Genomic DNA, 16,745 nt, shown 5'->3' with positions numbered 1-16,745 from the left:
ATTGGCAATTTTATCGGTTTGGTTTATCAGAATGTCGGATTGGCTTTTCAAATTGGAGAAACTATGGACGATCTGGATGAAAAGCTCATTACGCTTTTGCGCCATAATGGCCGCCGCAGCATTTCCGACATTGCGATCGATCTTGGCGTTTCCCGCGCAACGATCCGCGCGCGCATGGAACGGCTGGAACGCTCCGGCGATATTCTGGGCTATACGGTCATTCTGCGCTCGGACGCCGTGGACCTGCCGGTGCGCGGCATCATGATGATCGAAATCGAAGGTCATGTCGCCGACCGTGTGGTCAAGGCCCTTGGTGGTTTCTCGGAGATTTCCGCCGTCCACACGACCAATGGTCGTTTTGATCTGGTGGTCGAACTGGGCGCCGCGACCCTCGCCGATTTCGATGCGGTGCTGCGCCGTATCCGCCTCGTGCCCGGCATCAAGGCCAGCGAAACAAACTTATTGCTTGCCACACCGCGTTCCACCCGGGCGCGGCTCTAACTATTCACGCATGTGCAAAGAAAAAGCCCGGTCTCGCGACCGGGCTTTTTCATTCTGAGGATTAGGCGAGAGCCGGATAATCCGTATAGCCCTTTGCGCCACCACCATACATATGCTGCTGATCCAGCTCGTTGAGCGGCGCATTTTCCTTCAGACGCCGCACGAGATCCGGATTGGAAATGAACGGCTTGCCGAAAGCAACCAAATCGGCGCGACCGCTGGTGATTTCTTCCTCCGCCAGTTCACGGTCATAGCCATTATTGACCATCCAGGCGGCATCGCCGCCAGCGTCACGATAGACCTGCTTCAGACGCGCATAATCGAACGGCTGCGGGCCCTGCTGGAAGTCACGCGGACCACCGGTTGCGCCTTCGATGACATGAACATAGGCAAGACCGTAAGGCGCAAGCTTGTCGACCACATAGTCAAACAACGGCTGCGGATCGGAATCCGATGCGTCATTGGCGGGCGTAACCGGCGAAAGGCGGATACCGACCTTGCCTGCATCCACCGTCTTGGTGATTGCATCGACCACTTCGAACAGGAAGCGCGCGCGGTTTTCAATCGAGCCGCCATATTCGTCGGTGCGGTGATTGCTGCCAGAACGCAGGAACTGGTCGATCAAGTAGCCATTGGCCGCATGAATTTCGACACCGTCGAAACCGGCAACGTCAATCGCGTCCTTCGCTGCCTTGGCATAGGTGGCAACGATGTCTGCGATCTCGCTTTTTTCCAGCGCGCGCGGCTCGGAGGTCGGTGCGAATTCGCCCGTGCCATCGGGATGGACCAGATAGGTCTTCGACTTGGCGGTGATCGCGGACGGCGCAACCGGCTTGCCGCCATTCGGCTGCAAGGTGTTGTGGGAAATACGGCCCACATGCCACATCTGCACGACGATTTTGCCGCCGGCGGTGTGAACGGCATCGGTTACCCGCTTCCAGCCGGCCAGTTGCTCGGCCGAATAAAGGCCCGGAACATCGGCATAGCCCTGTCCCTGATGGCTGATCGGCGTTGCCTCGGTGATGATGAGGCCAGCGCTGGCGCGCTGCTCGTAATAGGTAACATTGAGATCGTTCGGCACGGCGCGCGGCGAGCGATTGCGCGTCAGCGGCGCCATCACAACGCGATTGGCAAGCTTCAGATCACCAACGGTGACAGGATCGAACAAGGTGGCCATGGGCATTTCCTTCAAGTTGGAAAAGGTGGGCAAGTTGGAAAAGTTGGTCAAAGATCGGATAGGGTTGCGATGAAGGCGGCTATCGCCTCTTCGTCGCGCTTATAAAACGTCCATTGGCCGACGCGGTGGGGCGTGATCAGCCCCGCTTTTGTCAGCACGGACAAATGGGCTGAAACGGTGGATTGGGAAAGACCGCACCGCTCGAACTGGCCCGCGCACACGCCCATCTCCAATGGCATGTGCTGAGCGGAGAAGTGTTTCTCCGGCTCTTTGAGCCAGCTCAAAATGTCGAGACGCACCGGATGACTAAGCGCTTTCAGCATCTCATCCAGGGGCACTGGCAAGGCTGTCTGCTGCTTTATCGATTGAACTTTCGACATTGCACTCACCTCGCTGATCCGATGCATATCGTCATTTCACGATATAGATATCGCTTAGTTTCGATTTAAAAAGAGGCGCAGCGTTCACATGCGCGTGAACGGCCAAACTGCCGCCTTTCCTGTGGAACATCGATATCGCCTTGATTGCGCCGAACAGACATCCGACTATGTTCGCTGCAAATATTTGGGATTGGAATACATATGGCGGACGACAGCAGGCGCATTGCCGCGATTATCGCGGCGGAAATCAACGCAAAGCCGGAACAGGCAATGGCCGCCATCGGCCTTCTGGACGAAGGCGCGACCGTGCCCTTCGTGGCGCGCTACCGCAAGGAAGTCACCGGCGGGCTGGACGACACGCAACTGCGTCAGCTTTCTGAACGCCTCGCTTATCTGCGTGAACTGGAAGCGCGCCGCGCCTCCATTCTGGAATCGATCCGCGGTCAGGAAAAGCTGACGCCCGAACTGGAATTGAAGATTGCCAATGTCCAGACCAAGGCTGAGTTGGAAGATCTTTATCTGCCCTATAAGCCGAAGCGCCGCACCCGTGCGGAAATCGCCCGTGAGCGCGGGCTTGGCCCTCTGGCCGAAGCGATCCTCGCAGACCGCAGCCTTGTGCCCGCCGACATTGCCGCGTCCTATGTCAGCGGCGAAGTTGCTGATGTGAAAGCCGCGCTCGATGGCGCACGCGATATCATCGCCGAAGGTTTTGCGGAAAATGCCGAGCTGATCGGCAATTTGCGCAACTATCTGAAAGATCGCGCTGTTTTGCGCTCGCGTGTCGTGGACGGCAAGCGGGAGGCGGGTGCGAAGTTCTCCGATTATTTCGATCATTTCGAACGCTGGGCCACCGTTGCGGGTCACCGTGCGCTCGCCATGCTGCGCGGACGCAACGAGGATTTCCTGTCGCTCGACATTGAAATCGATGCCGACGACACCTCAGCCGTGAAACCGGTCGAGCGCAAGATCGCCGCCGCCTATGCGATTGGCGGCACGCTTCCGGGCGACCGCTGGCTGATGGAAGTGGCAGGCTGGGCATGGCGCGTGAAGCTTTCTCTCTCGCTGTCTCTCGATCTGATGCGCGACCTGCGCGAGCGCGCCGAAGAAGAAGCGATCAATGTTTTCGCCCGCAATCTGAAAGACCTGTTGCTGGCCGCGCCCGCAGGCTCCCGCGCCACCATGGGTCTCGATCCGGGCATCCGCACCGGCGTCAAGGTGGCAGTGGTCGATGGCACGGGCAAGCTGCTCGACACCACCACGGTCTACCCCTTCCCGCCGAAGAATGATGTGCGCGGCACACAGGCGGAACTGGCAAGCCTTGTCCGCAAACACAAGATCGAACTGATCGCGATTGGCAATGGCACCGGCAGCCGCGAGACGGAACGTCTCGTGGTGGACATGCTGTCGGACATGCCAGCTCCAAAACCGCTGAAAGTCATCGTGTCGGAAGCGGGAGCATCGGTCTATTCGGCGTCTGAAGCTGCCGCCTCCGAATTCCCGCAGTTGGACGTGTCCCTGCGCGGTGCGGTTTCCATCGCGCGCCGCTTGCAAGACCCGCTGGCGGAACTCGTCAAGATCGAACCGAAATCCATCGGCGTCGGCCAGTACCAGCATGACGTCGATCAGATACGCCTCGCCCGTGCGCTCGACGCCGTGGTGGAAGACGCGGTGAATGCAGTTGGTGTTGATCTCAATACGGCTTCCGCCTCGTTGCTTGCCCGCGTTTCGGGACTTGGCGCATCGATTGCGGAGGCCATTGTGGCGCATCGCGATGCCGCAGGCGCGTTCAAGAACCGCAAGGAACTGCTCAAAGTCGCCCGCCTTGGCAACCGTACTTTCGAGCAATGCGCGGGCTTCCTGCGCATTCCGAACGGCACCGAACCGCTCGACGCATCATCGGTTCACCCGGAAGCCTATGGGGTGGCGAAGAAGATCGTTGCCGCCTGCGGTCGCGATGTGCGCTCGCTGATGGGCGACAGCGTGGCGCTGAAAAGCCTCGATCCTCGTGTTTTCGTGGATGAACGTTTCGGCCTGCCGACCGTGCGCGATATCATTGCCGAGCTGGACAAGCCGGGCCGCGATCCGCGACCGGAGTTCAAGACCGCGACCTTTGCCGACGGTATCGACGATATCAAGGACCTGAAGCCCGGTATGATGCTGGAAGGCACCGTGACAAACGTGGCCGCCTTCGGTGCCTTCGTGGATATCGGCGTGCATCAGGACGGCCTCGTCCATGTCTCGCAACTGGCCGACCGTTTCATCAAGGACCCGCATGAAGTGGTGAAAGCGGGCGATGTGGTGAAGGTGCGCGTGGTGGAAGTGGATGTGCCGCGCAAGCGCATCGGCCTTTCCATGCGCAAGGATGGCGGCGAAGCGCCTGCCCCGCGCAACAACGCGCAACGCGATCCAAGGCCTGCCAAGAACTTCACGCCGCAACGCAAACAGGAACAGCCTTCGACCGGCGGTTTTGGCGCAGCGCTACTGGAAGCGATGAAGAAGAAATAAGGCAGTCTACCGGGCGTTGGCTCGCTCTCGCGCTGAGCCTCCGCCCGCCCTCACCCCTCAGCTTCCCCCTCGCCCTCACCCTGGGCTTGTCGAAGGGTCGAAGGGCGAGGGAAAACACAGAAACCGCCCCTCTCCTTCGAGACGGCTCCTTTCGCAAAACTCAAGGAGCCCCTCAGGATGAGGGGCTGGGCTGTGGCTAGGGCTGAGCCAAGCTCACGATCAGTCTGTTGGAGTTAAGTTAGATCTTGTTGCCGATCGGAAAGCCGGTTGAGGCTTTTCTCACCGGCATGTCCTCGGTGGGGATGATCCAGCCGCCGCAAATGGCGATGCGCACCTCGTCGCCCTCTTCCAGCCGGACGGGATCACGCACTTCGAAATGCAAGGAAATCTCTGGCTTGGCGATGACTTCGGCCTCAAGGCGCGAGCCGCCGCCGCGATAGACAGAACGCTTCACGCGGACCGGAATGCCGCCGGTCTCGGTAAGCTTCAGATCGGCCGCACGCACGCAAAGCTGCGCATTGGCGCGCGGCATTTCGATGCCTGAACACCGCACCTTCGCGCGGCTGCCAAGCACCAGCGCTTCGCAATGGCCCGTTTGCGCAAAAGATAGCACTTCGGCAGGCAGAACCATGCCATGCGCAATGAAGGAGGCCACCATTTCACTGGCGGGTTCTTCATAGAGCTTTCGCGGCGTATCGAACTGCTGCAGCTTGCCGTGATCGAGCACCGCGATGCGGTCGGCCAGCGCCATGGCTTCCGCCTGATCGTGGGTGATGTAGATGATCGTCGTGCCGGTGCGCTTATGGAAAGCGGCAAACTCGTCTTCCATCGAAGCGCGCAGATGCACGTCGAGATTGGCCAGCGGCTCATCGAACAGTACCAGCGACGGTGCTGCCACCAGACAGCGGGCGAGCGCCACGCGCTGGCGTTGCCCGCCGGAAAGATTGGCGGGGCGGCGATCACCGAACCCGTCGAGATCGACCAGCGCCAGTGCTTGCCTCACCCGGCGTTCACGCTCGGCCTTGGCGACCTTGGCCACGCGCAGACTGTAACCGACATTTTCCGCCACGTTCATATGCGGCCAGAGCGCATAATTCTGGAAGACGATGCCGACCTGCCGCTTTTCCGGAGGCACATTGCCGCTCGCATGGGAAACGCAGCTGTCACCAATATGGATTTCGCCGCCGTCCACTTCTTCGAAGCCCGCAATCATGCGCAGCAATGTGGTCTTGCCGCAGCCGGAAGGCCCGAGAATGGCAACGAACTCGCCGTCATTCACATCCAGCGTCACGCCGGACAGGGCCTGAAACCCGTTGAACGTCTTGGATACCTGGTCGATCTTCAGTCGCGCCATGGCAGGACTCCGTTTGGAAGACGCCGCGCAAACAGATTTGTTGCAAGCATCAGCATGAATGTCACCGCAACGGCCAGAATGGATATGGCAGCCGCATAGGCGGAATCACCCGCCTGTTCGAAAGAAAACATCACCACACCCAGCGTTTCCGACCCCGACGCCCAGAGAAGTGCCGAAACCGTCAGCTCGCAAAACGCGGTCATGAAGATGAGCACGCCGCCTGCAAGCGTCGCCGGTGCGACAAGAGGAAATATAATCGTGCGCAGCCGATAGAAAAGCCCTGCGCCCGCAACCCGTGCCGCTTCCTCCATCGCACGGTCGATCTGGTGCAGACCGGCAACCGTCGGCCGCAGTGCCAGCACGAAGAACCGCGCCAGATAGGCAAAAAGGATGATCCAGAGCGTGTTGTAGATGCTGACGCCGATCACGGGCAGCGGCTTCAGGAACATCAACAGGCAGGCAATCGCCAGCACGACGCCCGGAAGCGCATAGGGAAGCTCGGCTGCGAAATTGAGCACCGGCGTCCAGCGCCGTTTGCGCCATGCCAGCATATAAGCGAGCGGTACGGCGATCAGAACCGCAAAGAGTGCTGCGATCAGCGACAGCAGAATGCTGTTGCCGAAGGCCCGTGCCGCACCACCATGTTCCATGAGCACAAAGCGGAAATTTTCAAATGTCGCGGTGGCAAAAGTCAACGGTACGCCATAGGCCGGGACCAGCGCCGAAAGCGTCAGTCCGATCAGCGGCAGCAGCAGCACGATGACGATCATCAGCCATGCCGCCACTTCCGCCAGAAGTCGCCAGCGTCCGAGCGCAAAGGGCGCTGCGGGCAGCGATGTGGAGACGATGCGGAAATCGCGCCTGCGTGACGCATAGTCCTGCGCCGCGATGCCCGCCATGGCGATCAGCCCAATCAGCACCGACAGCACAGCAACGCTCGACAGAACCGATGGCCCGCCACCGGCAAGGCGTTGATAAATAAGCGTCGGCAGGACGAGATAATTCGACGGAATGCCAAGAAAGGCCGGAATGCCGAAATTGCCGACACAGGATACAAAGGCCAGAGCGGCAGCGCCGATGATCGACGGCGTCATCAGCGGCAATATGATGGTGCGCAGCACGGTCCATTTGCCGGCACCGGCACTCAAGCCCGCCTCGACCAGTTCACGCGGTAGCTTGCGCAGACCCGCCCGCACGATGAGGAAAACCAGCGGCCCATATTGCACGCCGAGCAGAAAGATAATGCCCCAGACGGAATAGAGCGGATTGCGGCTGCCAAGCGGCGGCGCCATGCCGAGAAGTTTGAGAAACTGGCTCGACGGGCCGAAAAGCTGGAGCCAGGCCAGCGCCGTCACCTGCGGCGCGATCAGAAGCGGCGTCACATAGAAAAGCACGAAGACATTGCGCCCGCGCATATTGGTGAGGCCCACCAGCAAGGCCGCGGTAATGCCAAAGGCAAGCGCCAGCACCGTGCCGCCAATGCCGATTTGCAGGGAATGCCAGGTTGCAACCCATGTCGACTGGCGGCCCAGTGTCTCCACCAGAACGGAAGTCGAAAACTGCCCCTGCGGCACAACAAGTTCCACCAGCAGTCGGCCCATCGGCAGAAGCGACAGAACCGCCACGATCAGCGTTACGCCAACAATCAGGGCCGCATCGCGGCCCTGAAGGTCTTTTTTGATACGCATCGAAATGCCTTATCCGCCAAACAGCTCGGAGAACTGCTTCTTGTCGGCATCAGTCTGATCGAGAACCTTCTGGGTGTCGATGGACATGATGTTGATCTTGGTGCCTTCCGGCAGCCAGGCAGGACGGCCAACGCCTTCCTTGGCAGGCAGATAGCCCTGTTCCAGCGCCAGCTTCTGACCGTCGTCGGAGAGGATGAACTCAACGAACTTCTTGGCACCATCGACATTCTTGGCGGTGGCCATAATGGCGACCGGCTCGGTCACGGCTGGCACGCCTTCCGACGGGAACACGAACTCGACCGGCGAGCCCTTGGCCTTGGCGTTGAGCGCCATGAAATCGACGAGGATGCCATAAGGCTTTTCACCGCTGGCAACCGACTTCAGTACCGCGCCGTTGCCCTTCACGCTTGCCAGTTCATTGGCCTTGAGGCCCTTGAAATAATCCCAGCCCAGATCCTTGTTGAGCGCAAAGCCGCTGAGGAGATAGGCCGCAGCCCCCGAATAAAGCGGGCTCGGCATCACCACCTGCCCCTTATACTCGGCCTTGGCGATATCGGCCCAATGTTCCGGCTTCTGCGTAGCGCCGGTGTTATAGGCAATGCCGGTGGTAATCAGCTTGGAACCGAAATAGGTCTTGTCGGCGTCATAGGAGTCGACGGCAAAACCATCGACCTTGGCTTCCGGATAGGCGAGCAGGCGCTTGTCCTTCTTCAGTCCTTCCATGGTCACGGCATCGGCGATCAAAAGCACATCGGGCTGCGGCGCACCGGCGGCGAATTCGGCGGCAAGCTTGGTGAGGAGTTCACTGGTGCCGGAGCGGAAAATCTGCACTTCCGTTTCCGGATTGGCCTTGCGGAAAGCCTCGACGGTCTTGGTCGCATCCGCTTCGGGCTGCGAGGTATAAAGCGTCAGCGTGTCGGCCTGTGCCACAGCGATGGATAGAGCAAGAAGCGCAGGTACGGCAACGGCCCGCTTCAGCATCTTGTTCATGGGATTTGCTCCTCGGATTTCGGTGTAATGCTCGCCAGCATGGCCGGCAATGCCAGCGCAGCCCTGCCGCGTGCGAACTGATAGCGCGCAGATACTGTTATGGCGATAGGCACGATCATTTCCATTCATGGTGCACCTGTCAAACATCCTGCGATCTGGTCTGCGGAAAACAAAAAGCCTTCCGGCGGATTCACGTCCATCGGAAGGCTTATAAGGCATTGAATATTTTTGCCTATCAGCGATCCGCATCCCTTCGACATGAAGGCGATGCGCACCGCAATAGAGGATTTGCGCTGCGGTTTTATGACAAGCCGCAGAGGGGCAAAAAAATCAGATGACCATTTCTGCGACATGCGCGATCTGTGCGCCCGCCTCGTAATAGGCTTCGCGAACACCCCGGAAATTCTGCGCCTTCGGATCGCTGACCGGCAGCGGCAGATCGTCTTCGGTGATTTCGCCCGAAACGAGCTGCGACAGTATCTTGCCGAACACGGTGCCCGGCACGATGCCGCGACCATTATAGCCGGAGAAACCCACCACATTGCGCGCCAGACGATGGAACTTTGGCAGGCTGTCATTGGTCATGCCGATCTTGCCATACCATTCCGCCTCGAACTCGACATTGCCGATCTGCGGGAACAGGCGCTTGAGCGACTTCTTCGCCCATGCCTTGTGCACGGCAGCGCCCGTATTGCGCAGCGCGCCGACGCTGCCAAAAACCAGACGCCCCTGTTGATCGAAACGGAAGGACGACAGAACTTCTTTCGTATCCCATGCGCCCTGACGTTCCGGCAGAATGGTCCTCTTCAGATTGTCCGAGAGCGGCGTGGTCGCGAAATTGAAATAGGGCAGATGCACCAGTTCGGCTCGGACTTCGGCCCATGGCGCGTTGGTATAGGCATTGGTGGCGACGACCACCCAATCCGCCGTGACCGAACCCTTGGCGGTCTTGACCGTCCACTTGCCGTTCTGCTCGCTTGCGCCGACCACCGGGCTGCCCGTGAAAATCTGTGCGCCTGCAGCAACGGCCGCATGGGCCAGACCGCGCACATAGGCCAGCGGCTGGATTGTTCCGGCGCGCAGATCAAGCAGCGAACCCGCATAGGCCCTGGTGCCGACCTTGGCTTCCGTTTCCTTCGCGTCCAGCAACTTCACATTGGCGCCACGGCGCGCCCATTGCTCACAGCGGTCTTCCAGTTCCTTGAGACCCTTCGCGCCCACAGCGCAATGAAGCGTGCCCTGCTTTTCGACTTCGCAGGCAATCTTGTTTTTCTCGATTATTTCGAAAACCAGCTTCGGGCCATTGCCTAGAACATCGAGCAGGCGCGCACCGTATTTTTCGCCGAGAACGCCCGGCAGATCATCGGGCATCACCCACATGCCCGCATTGACCAGACCGACATTGCGGCCTGAACCGCCATAGCCGATCTCGATGCCTTCAAGGACGATCGCCTTGACGCCCTTTTCCGCCAGATGCAAGGCCGTGGAAAGACCGGAGAAACCGCCGCCCACAATCACCACATCCGCCGTCAGATCGCCTTGCAGCGAGGTCGTCTTCGGAGCAGCCGGAGCGGTCTTTTCCCAAAGACCATGAGAGCGCGGATCGTTCAACATTGAGAGCAACAACCATTTCGTATCGTGGAAGGCACATCGCGTGCCGGACTGCATCTATTTCACGCCGCGAAAGCCGGTTGGACAGCGCTAATTGCGCAACAATTCATTCCGGTTTGGAATGAACCAGTGCCGAATAGTCCGTATTGCCGACTTGGCCGGCAATCCACTGGCAGAATATCTGCGTCAGCGGATTTTCCAGTTTTCCTTCCGGCACGACGAGATAATAGTCATTCTCGGTCCGCATGGGCTTCTCGAAAAGCAGCACCAGCTCGCCATCGCGCAATTCCTGCTCGATCAGGTAAAGCGGCAGAAGCGCAAAGCCGAGACCGGCCAAAGCCGCGCCAATCACCATCGAGAACTGGTCGAAACGATGCCCCCGATAGGCCGACTGCCCCTCGACACCGCAGCTTTCAAACCATTGCGCCCACATTTTCGGTCGCGTCGCCAGATGCAGAAGCGGTTCGCTTTCAAGTTCTTCCGGCGCGGAAGGATGGCGGGTTTCCAGCAGGCGCGGGCTTGCAACCGGCACAATCACCTCGCTGCACAAAAAGCTGCAGGTCGCATGCGCCCAGACTGGTTGGCCGTAATGGATGGCAAGATCGTGCGGCTCTTCCTCGAAATCGAACACGCCGGAACGTGACGCGACATTGATAGCAATCCCCGGGTGCTTCTCGACAAAATCCGGAATACGCGGCATCAGCCAGCGCGAGCCGAATGTCGGCAAGGTCGCGACGCTGAACGAAGACGTGGACTGCGCTGAAGCCATCGCGCGCAACATCGTATCTTCGGTCTGGTTGAGAAGACGCCGCACTTCCGGCAGAAACTTGCGCCCGGCATCGGACAGGAGAATGCGCTGGCGGATACGCTCGAACAAAAGCACGCCGAGCTGGCTTTCCAGATCCTTGATCTGGCGGCTGACGGCGCTCTGGGTGAGATTGAGTTCATTGGCTGCCTGGGTGAAACTGCCATGGCGCGCAGCACATTCAAAGGCTTGCAAAGTGGCGATGTCCGGAATCAGTCTCCTGCTTAGCTTCATTCCAATCTCGCATTAACATAGTTGCTTTCAGCGCGATCATAACCGGAAAACGGCTGATATGATACATTTTCATCATAATCCCGTCATGTTTTCGCATTGCTGAATATGACCCCTACAAAGACAGTTTAGGTTCCACGGAAGCATACGCCATGAACGCGCAGAAATTCGTATCGCCAGACGCCATTCGTTCCGCTTTTTCAGCTGCGATGTCCGGCATGTACAGGGAAGAAGTGCCTGCCTACGGCACGCTGATGGAACTCGTCGCGGATGTGAACGCCAGGGTTCTGGCCGACGACAGGCATCTGCATGAACGCCTGACGGAAACTGACTCGCTGGAGCGTATTTCCGAAGAGCGCCATGGCGCCATCCGTCTCGGCACCGCCGCCGAACTTTCCATGATGCGCCGCGTCTTCGCGGTGATGGGCATGTTCCCTGTCGGCTATTACGATCTGAGTGCGGCTGGCGTTCCCGTGCATTCCACCGCTTTCCGTCCGATCGACGACGCCGCGCTGAAACACAATCCGTTCCGCGTCTTCACGTCGCTTCTGCGTCTCGACCTTATTGCCGACGAGCAGCTGCGCGCAGAGTCTGAAGACGTTCTTGCCAAGCGCAACATCTTCACCGCAGGCGCCGTTGCTCTGGTCGAGAAGGCTGAAGCCAATGGCGGCCTCGACGATGCCGACGCCAAGGCTTTCGTGGCTGAAGTGCTGGAAACCTTCCGCTGGCACGACCACGCCAATGTTTCCGCCGAGCTTTACCATCGCCTGCATGATGCGCATCGCCTGATTGCCGACGTTGTGTCGTTCAAGGGTCCGCACATCAACCATCTGACGCCGCGCACGCTCGACATCGACGCCGTGCAGGACCAGATGCCGGAACGCGGCATCAATCCGAAGGCTGTCGTCGAAGGTCCGCCGACTCGCAACTGCCCGATCCTTCTGCGCCAGACCTCGTTCAAGGCTCTGGAAGAAGAAGTCTCCTTCATCGGCAGCGACGGTCAGTGGACCGCCGGTTCGCACACTGCCCGTTTCGGTGAAATCGAACAGCGCGGCATTGCGCTGACGCCCAAAGGTCGCGGCCTTTATGACAAGCTTCTCAACGACACACGCGCCATTGCCCGTCCGGCCCCGGATGGCTCCAATGCAAGCGCTTACGTCAAAGCGCTGAGCGACACCTTTGCGGCTTTTCCGGACACCTGGGCTGGTATTCGCGAAGCGGGTCTCGGCTACTTCGCCTATTCGGTCAAAGATGCCGCGAAGCTTGCAAGTTTCAAGCCGAACACCGATATCGAGCTTCTCGTCGCCGCTGGCGCGGTGCAGTTCGACCCGCTGACCTATGAAGACTTCCTGCCGGTCAGTGCAGCCGGTATATTCCAGTCCAATCTGGGCGATGACGACACGCAGGAATTCGTGGAAAGCCCGAACCAGAAGCGTTTTGAAGAAGACCTTGGCGCCAAGGTTCTCAACGAATTCGAGCATTATGCCCGCATCGAACGCGAATCCATCGAAGCCGTACAGGCCCGCCTCGGCGGCCTTGAAGCGGCAGAATAAAGTTAAGACATAGAGAGGAAAGCTATGAACACCGCTGTCAGAAAAGTCGACGTGAAGAAGGAAGCCGCAGAGCTTCTCGCCAAGCTCGGTGTTGACGCTGCCGTTTACACCGCAGGCAACCTTGCCGGTTTCAGCCCGGTCACGGGCGAGCAAATCGCATCGGTCAAGACCCACAGCAAGGACGACGCCGCCAAGATCATCGACAAGGGCGATGAAGCCTTTCGCGTCTGGCGCAACGTTCCGGCGCCGAAGCGCGGCGAACTGATCCGCCTGCTCGGCGAAGAACTGCGCGCTTCCAAGGAAGATCTGGGCCGTCTCGTTTCGATCGAAGCTGGCAAGATCACTTCGGAAGGCCTCGGCGAAGTGCAGGAAATGATCGACATCTGCGATTTCGCCGTCGGTCTGTCGCGCCAGCTTTACGGCCTTACCATCGCAACCGAACGCGCTGGCCATCGCATGATGGAAACCTGGCATCCGCTCGGTGTTGTCGGCGTCATCTCCGCCTTCAACTTCCCTGTGGCCGTCTGGTCGTGGAACGCGGCTCTCGCCATCGTTTGCGGCAACTCGGTTGTCTGGAAGCCGTCTGAAAAGACCCTCCTCACCGCTCTCGCCTGCGACGCGATCTTCCAGCGCGCCCTGAAGCGTTTCGGCGATGCGCCGGAAGGCCTCTCGCAGGTCCTGCTCGGCGACCGCGAAATCGGCGAAGTCCTCGTGGACAGCCCGAAGGTTCCGGTTCTCTCGGCCACTGGCTCGACCCGCATGGGCCGCGAAGTCGGTCCGCGTCTTGCCAAGCGTTTCGCTCGCGCGATCCTCGAACTCGGCGGCAACAATGCCGGTATCGTCTGCCCGTCGGCCGATCTCGACATGGCGCTGCGCGCAATTGCTTTCGGCGCCATGGGCACCGCTGGGCAGCGCTGCACCACGCTGCGTCGCCTGTTCGTTCATGAAAGCGTTTATGACGCCCTCGTCCCACGTCTGCAGAAAGCCTATGCCAGCGTTTCCGTCGGTTCGCCGCTTGAAACCACCGCTCTGGTCGGTCCGCTGATCGACAAGGTTGCCTTCGACAACATGCAGAAGGCCCTCAAGGAAGCTTCCGCTCACGGCGGTAAGGTTCAGGGCGGCGAGCGCGTCGATACCGGCCATGAAAACGCTTACTATGTGCGTCCGGCCATCGTCGAAATGCCGAAACAGGAAGGCCCGGTTCTCGAAGAAACCTTCGCTCCGATCCTTTATGTGATGAAATATTCCGACTTCGACGACGTTCTGGCGAGCCATAACGAAGTTGGCGCCGGCCTGTCGTCCTCGATCTTCACGCTAAACCTGCAGGAAGCGGAACGTTTCCTTTCGGCTGAAGGTTCGGATTGCGGCATCGCCAACGTCAATATCGGCACCTCGGGCGCCGAAATCGGCGGCGCATTCGGCGGTGAAAAGGAAACCGGCGGCGGTCGTGAGTCCGGTTCGGATGCGTGGAAGGGCTATATGCGCCGCGCAACCAACACCATCAACTATTCGAAGGCACTCCCGCTGGCACAGGGCGTTTCCTTCGACATCGACTGATCTTGAAATAAGCTCAAAAGAAAACCCCGCTTCGGCGGGGTTTTTTATCATGTTTCAATCCGAGCTTAGAGGAGATCGACATCACCGCTTAGGAATATGGGAGCACATCCAGCGGTGGCTCGTCTGTAGGCATTGCCCGGCACACTTCGCCTCACAGTCAACTTGCTTATCAAAGAACGTTCCCTCATACGGGTCCTCCTCAGCTGAAGCCAAAAGAAGTGTCTGAGGAATGGCTTGGGAATCGCGATATACAAATGTGTTGCCTATCGATGATGATGCCATCTGTACTGAAGCCTGCTCTCCCGCATAAGCATATCCTGACGCGATAAAAGTCGACAATGCAAAGAAAAATAAGGAATACTTTTTCATAAAACCCTCTAATATTTATTTACATTTTAGATTTTATATTAATTTTTCTTAAAATCCACTCCAAGAACTCACTCACAAATATTGATAAAAAGAAACCCCGCAAAAGCGAGGTTCTTTATTGGCTTTGTATTGGCGACTAGCGAGATTGTCGTTATGGCGAGCCGAAAATCGTGGCTTTTAAGAACCGGCGCGCAACGTACTGAAGCACGTGAGTATCGGAAGCGCAAAAAGACGCGATTTGCAGGCCGCCAGAGCGGTAATATCACCCCATGCGCTCTGAAGCGAACGACCCGGGGCTCGCCGGGAAGACCACCGTGCGATTACCGTTGAGGAACGAACGGTGGTGGATATGCGCATGGACTGCACGGGCCAGTACCTGCGCCTCGACATCGCGACCGATGGAGACGTAATCGGCAGCGCTCTGCGCGTGCGTAATGCGCGCCACGTCCTGCTCGATGATCGGGCCTTCGTCGAGATCGGCGGTGACGTAATGCGCCGTCGCGCCGATCAGCTTTACGCCACGCTCATAGGCCTGCTTGTAGGGGTTCGCCCCCTTGAAAGATGGCAGGAACGAGTGGTGGATATTGATGATCTTGCCAGACATCTGCTTGCAAAGCTGGTCGGACAGAACCTGCATGTAACGCGCCAGCACGACCAGTTCCGTGCCGGTATCGTTGACAATATCCATCAGGCGCTGTTCGGCTTCCGGCTTGTTGGTCTTGGTGACGGCCACATGATGGAAGGGAATATCGTGGTTCACCACCACCTTCTGATAATCGAAATGGTTCGACACCACGCCAACAATATCGATCGGCAGTGCGCCAATCTTCCAGCGATAGAGCAGATCGTTGAGGCAATGGCCGAAACGCGAGACCATCAGAAGCGTCTTGGTACGCTTGGCGTTGTCGTGGAAATCGAAATCCATTTCGAATGGTGCCGCAACCGGCTGGAAGCCTTCGCTAAGGGTTTCGAGCGCCACGCCTTCTTCCGAAATGAAGCTGACGCGCATGAAGAAACGACCCGTATCGAGATCGTCGAACTGGGCGCTATCAATGATGTTGCAACCCTTAGCCGCAAGGTAACCCGAAATTGCGGCAACGATGCCGCGGGTGGACTTGCAGGTGACGGTCAGGACAAAATTATGCATCGGACTTCCTCAGTTTTCGAAGGCGCAGGCCAAAGCGCGCGCCTTGAAACTAGTTCACGATGCGGTCTCCGCCATGCCAGAATGCGTAATGCACTGACCGGATTGCGCTATCAAGCAACTTTGGAGGAAAGATTGCTCTTATTTGATCAAAGATGCGGATTGCGGTCCCTGTACCGCGCGACCAGTTCCCGGTTCACGTCGCTTGCCCCCGGCATATTGGCGCTGAGATAGATCGGCGCACTGCCGTCATCCACGAGGCGGGACGCAACATCGGCAAAGATCGCATTCAGGATCGTAACGCCCAGTGCCGTTGAAACCGGCCCGACTTTCAGGGCGCTGCCCTCCACTTCCAGCACGGCATCGCCCGCAGGCGCATCATTGTCGAGAACGACATCGGCCAGCGAAAGCAATTGCGTGCGTCCTTTGGCAATCGCGCTGGAATAAGTCACCGAAGTGACTGCGATCACCGCAGCGCCCTTCTCGCGGGCATAGCGCGCAGCTTCGATCGGCGCGGCATTGACGCCGGAATTGGACACGACGATCAGCACATCGCCTTCCTGAATGCCGTAGCGGTCGAGGATCGGCAGCACCGCGCCTTCGATGCGCTCGAAATGCGAGCTGGCTACGGCCCCATCCTGCAGCATGATCGCGCCGCAAAGGATCGGCACGGTGATCGCCAGACCACCGGCGCGATAATGCAGCTCTTCCGCCATCATGTGGGAATGGCCGGTGCCGAACACATAGACCCGACGGTCCGCCCGCGCGGCGGTGGCAATCAGGTCAGCGGCCTTTTCCATCGGTTCGGCCAGGCGGTCACGCAGGCTCGCCAGACGGGCAATCAGATCGTTGAAATAACGGTCGGTAATAGCTGTCATCG

At 58.8% G+C, this 16,745-nt stretch carries 14 protein-coding genes; 4 read left to right on the top strand and 10 right to left on the bottom strand.

Annotated elements, in window-relative coordinates:
- The first annotated feature begins 63 nt into the window (after window positions 1–63).
- Window positions 64–501: an Lrp/AsnC family transcriptional regulator gene (locus HWD97_RS09135; RefSeq protein WP_109369554.1), complete on the top strand. Its 438-nt coding sequence runs from the start codon at window positions 64–66 to the stop codon at window positions 499–501.
- Window positions 502–562: 61 nt separating this feature from the next.
- Here the strand turns inward: HWD97_RS09135 and HWD97_RS09130 are convergent, their stop codons facing one another.
- Window positions 563–1,678 carry an alkene reductase gene (locus tag HWD97_RS09130; protein WP_109369555.1) on the bottom strand — a complete coding sequence of 372 codons (1,116 nt, stop codon included), beginning with the start codon at window positions 1,676–1,678 and terminating at the stop codon, window positions 563–565.
- A 47-nt stretch (window positions 1,679–1,725) separates the two neighbouring features.
- Entirely contained in the window at window positions 1,726–2,058 is a 333-nt protein-coding gene (locus HWD97_RS09125; protein WP_109370283.1) for a helix-turn-helix transcriptional regulator, read from the bottom strand.
- A 201-nt stretch (window positions 2,059–2,259) separates the two neighbouring features.
- On the opposite strand from HWD97_RS09125, the gene HWD97_RS09120 reads away from it, so the two are divergent.
- Window positions 2,260–4,563, top strand: coding sequence for a Tex family protein (locus HWD97_RS09120; protein ID WP_124915835.1), 2,304 nt, complete (start codon window positions 2,260–2,262; stop codon window positions 4,561–4,563).
- Between the two features lie 238 nt (window positions 4,564–4,801).
- Here HWD97_RS09120 and HWD97_RS09115 read toward each other — a convergent pair whose 3' ends face one another.
- The 6 genes from HWD97_RS09115 to HWD97_RS09090 all read right to left on the bottom strand — a co-directional run bounded on the left by HWD97_RS09115 (window position 4,802) and on the right by HWD97_RS09090 (window position 11,245).
- Complete coding sequence (locus HWD97_RS09115; RefSeq protein WP_371834959.1) at window positions 4,802–5,917, bottom strand: ABC transporter ATP-binding protein; 1,116 nt, start codon at window positions 5,915–5,917, stop codon at window positions 4,802–4,804.
- Window positions 5,905–7,605 (bottom strand): iron ABC transporter permease, encoded by a 1,701-nt coding sequence (locus HWD97_RS09110; RefSeq protein WP_124915836.1) that lies wholly within the window; start codon window positions 7,603–7,605, stop codon window positions 5,905–5,907. Before HWD97_RS09110 ends, HWD97_RS09115 begins: the two co-directional genes overlap by 13 nt.
- A 9-nt stretch (window positions 7,606–7,614) precedes the next feature.
- Entirely contained in the window at window positions 7,615–8,595 is a 981-nt protein-coding gene (locus HWD97_RS09105; protein ID WP_371834958.1) for an ABC transporter substrate-binding protein, read from the bottom strand.
- The gene (locus tag HWD97_RS09100) at window positions 8,592–8,720 is read right to left on the bottom strand and encodes a hypothetical protein (RefSeq protein WP_268967176.1); all 129 of its coding nucleotides are present in this window, start codon (window positions 8,718–8,720) and stop codon (window positions 8,592–8,594) included. Before HWD97_RS09100 ends, HWD97_RS09105 begins: the two co-directional genes overlap by 4 nt.
- A 205-nt stretch (window positions 8,721–8,925) precedes the next feature.
- On the bottom strand, window positions 8,926–10,209 hold the full coding sequence (locus HWD97_RS09095) for an FAD-binding oxidoreductase (RefSeq protein WP_109369561.1): 1,284 nt from the start codon (window positions 10,207–10,209) through the stop codon (window positions 8,926–8,928).
- Between the two features lie 103 nt (window positions 10,210–10,312).
- On the bottom strand, window positions 10,313–11,245 hold the full coding sequence (locus HWD97_RS09090; protein ID WP_121536588.1) for a LysR family transcriptional regulator: 933 nt from the start codon (window positions 11,243–11,245) through the stop codon (window positions 10,313–10,315).
- A gap of 149 nt (window positions 11,246–11,394) precedes the next feature.
- Here HWD97_RS09090 and HWD97_RS09085 point away from each other — a divergent pair, with 149 nt between their 5' ends.
- Window positions 11,395–12,795 carry a VOC family protein gene (locus HWD97_RS09085; RefSeq protein ID WP_109369563.1) on the top strand — a complete coding sequence of 467 codons (1,401 nt, stop codon included), beginning with the start codon at window positions 11,395–11,397 and terminating at the stop codon, window positions 12,793–12,795.
- Between the two features lie 24 nt (window positions 12,796–12,819).
- Window positions 12,820–14,352, top strand: a complete 1,533-nt coding sequence (locus HWD97_RS09080; protein ID WP_109369564.1) for an aldehyde dehydrogenase family protein — start codon at window positions 12,820–12,822, stop codon at window positions 14,350–14,352.
- Window positions 14,353–14,983: 631 nt separating this feature from the next.
- On the opposite strand, the gene purU is transcribed toward HWD97_RS09080, so the two are convergent.
- Window positions 14,984–15,868, bottom strand: coding sequence for a formyltetrahydrofolate deformylase (gene purU / locus HWD97_RS09075; RefSeq protein ID WP_109369565.1), 885 nt, complete (start codon window positions 15,866–15,868; stop codon window positions 14,984–14,986).
- 146 nt (window positions 15,869–16,014) lie between these two features.
- Window positions 16,015–16,743 carry an SIS domain-containing protein gene (locus HWD97_RS09070; protein WP_109369566.1) on the bottom strand — a complete coding sequence of 243 codons (729 nt, stop codon included), beginning with the start codon at window positions 16,741–16,743 and terminating at the stop codon, window positions 16,015–16,017.
- Window positions 16,744–16,745: the final 2 nt, after the last annotated feature.

The sequence above is a fragment of the Ochrobactrum sp. C6C9 genome (genome assembly GCF_022627935.1).
GTDB classification, from domain to species: domain Bacteria; phylum Pseudomonadota; class Alphaproteobacteria; order Rhizobiales; family Rhizobiaceae; genus Brucella; species Brucella teleogrylli.
The sequence above is the reverse complement of the archived record's forward strand: the minus strand, read 5'-3'. Positions and strand labels throughout refer to the sequence as shown.